Origin of the sequence: Streptomyces sp. NPDC051286 (assembly GCF_044455345.1) — a bacterium.
Lineage (GTDB): Bacteria > Actinomycetota > Actinomycetes > Streptomycetales > Streptomycetaceae > Streptomyces.
Window position 1 is genome coordinate 1 of record NZ_JBITER010000014.1, and the last position, 617, is coordinate 617.

At 72.9% G+C, this 617-nt stretch carries 1 protein-coding gene; it reads left to right on the plus strand.

Annotation, left to right across the window (positions count from 1 at the left end):
• Positions 1 to 89: 89 nt before the first annotated feature.
• Entirely contained in the window at positions 90 to 485 is a 396-nt protein-coding gene (locus tag ACIBB8_RS16305; RefSeq protein ID WP_398952558.1) for a hypothetical protein, read from the plus strand.
• Positions 486 to 617: the final 132 nt, after the last annotated feature.

The following is a 617-nucleotide window of genomic DNA, read 5'->3' on the forward strand; positions in this document are numbered from 1 at the left end:
CTCGCGCCCTGACCACTCCGGCTGCGACCGCGTCCGCGGTGAGGTGGGGGGGCGCACGGGGCGCGACGGTATACACGGTTGCTCCGTGGGTGATCGCGCGGGGCGGCCTGGTCACCCTGGCCGCACGGGGGTGCCTAACAACAGCAACGGCCAGCTCGGGCATCTTCGACAGCGTCACTATTCCCAGAGGAGGCAGCGCCTCGGCCACGGTCGACCGGGATGCAAAACCCGGCGCTTCCTATGAAGTGTCGTTTATTTGCAATACATCGCCGACCTCCACGGCGGAGATCCGTCTCGCGATCTCCGCCCCCACCCCCACCCCCGGCTCCACGGCGATCGCGCCGAACGGTGTACAGGGTGATCTCGGCGGCGGCATCGGCCGGATGAACGCCGCGCAACTGGTCGGCGGCACGGCAGTGGCCGTGGCCGCGACCACCGGCGCCGTCTTCGTGGTGCGCCGGCGCAACGAGAGGTACAGCCACTGACCGGCGCAGACCGTCGGTGGTACGCCCGTCGCCCCCGGGGCGGGGTAAGGGCCCCGGGGGCCGGGGGGTACGGGGCGGGGGGCGCCGGCGGCCGGCCCGGGCCCCGGTTGGGGCCTCCCCACAAGAAGCCCC